The 1,090-nt window shown below is 62.7% G+C and carries 2 protein-coding genes; one reads left to right on the top strand and one right to left on the bottom strand.

Translation table 11 applies throughout. The annotated features are described in order from the left end of the window. Positions 1-691, top strand: a 691-nt coding sequence (locus V8683_RS31355; RefSeq protein WP_462880755.1) for a hypothetical protein, incomplete at its 5' end; no start/stop codon positions are given. Positions 692-817: 126 nt separating this feature from the next. On the opposite strand, the gene V8683_RS31350 is transcribed toward V8683_RS31355, so the two are convergent. Next, on the bottom strand, positions 818-1,090 hold a 273-nt coding region (locus V8683_RS31350), incomplete at its 5' end, for a protein rep (protein ID WP_462880754.1).

Raw genomic sequence — 1,090 nt, 5'->3', positions numbered from 1 at the left:
GCGCGAATTTTTGCAGCAGTCGGCGGACGGTCAGGCACGGATCGAGGCCATTTCCCTGGGACTGCAGAACGAAAAAAACCGCAGCACCCTCCCCGACCTCCGCGCCAAAATTGAGAACGCGCGCAAGCAGCAGGAGGCATGGTCTCGGGTAGAGGCAGCACGGACGAAGGACGCGACCACCCACGACCACAAGGCAGCAACCGAACGGACCCAGGAGGCAGAGCAGTATGAGCGGGGCCGGCGCGCTATGCCGTTCTTCCAAGGTCGGCGCCGGCGTGAAGCGTTCGCAGCATCGAAGCGGCACGGCGAGCAGGCAGAGCACCACGAGACCGAGGCGAACGCGCGCAGGGAGGACGCGGTCAAGGCGAAGAACAGCCGCGATGGATGGGGCAAAACCGAGGCCACCGAACAGCAGCGCCACGACCAGGAGGCGAAGCGATTGCAGCGGCTCGAGCAGGATGCAGCGGCCAAAATTAAGACCGAACAGCACGCGATTGTGGCTAGGTTCAAGGCGCTTTCCCCATCGAACCAGCAGGCCTTCCGAGACGCCGCCGAGAAGCAACGGCAGCAGCAGGAACAGGCACGGATCGAGCGGGAGCGACAGGCAGAAATCGCGCGGCAGGCAGAGCAGGCGAAGCAGCAACAGCAGCGGCAGCAGCAACGGGGCCGCGTGCATCAGATCGGCTTCTAAAAACACAGACGCCCCGTGGTGTGCGGGGCGTCTGGTCCGGCAGATAGCGAGTGTCGAAGTCCCATCCGACCGGTTTCATGCAACACCCAGGTTACGGGGTGTTGCTTGCGACGTCAATATCATCTATCACCCGGCCCGCAACCTACGCTGATACCGTTTCTTGGGCGCGTTGTAGTTGAACGTCCGCACCACTTCCAGCCCGGTGTCTGCCTCGGGTTCGTCGTCCTTCACCAGCAGGTCGGACTCCTTCTCCGGTTCACGCAACAGGTTCTTCAACGTGCCACCATCGGCCAAGAAGCGTAGGCCCTTGGTCTGCCGGTGTAGTTCGTAAAACCACTCCGGCTCAACCACCATGTCGGCGGGCTTGACCGCATACTTCAGCGTCTCGGCCACAGCATC

It is taken from the genome of Paraburkholderia sp. AV2 (assembly GCF_054968425.1).
The sequence above is the reverse complement of the archived record's forward strand: the minus strand, read 5'-3'. Positions and strand labels throughout refer to the sequence as shown.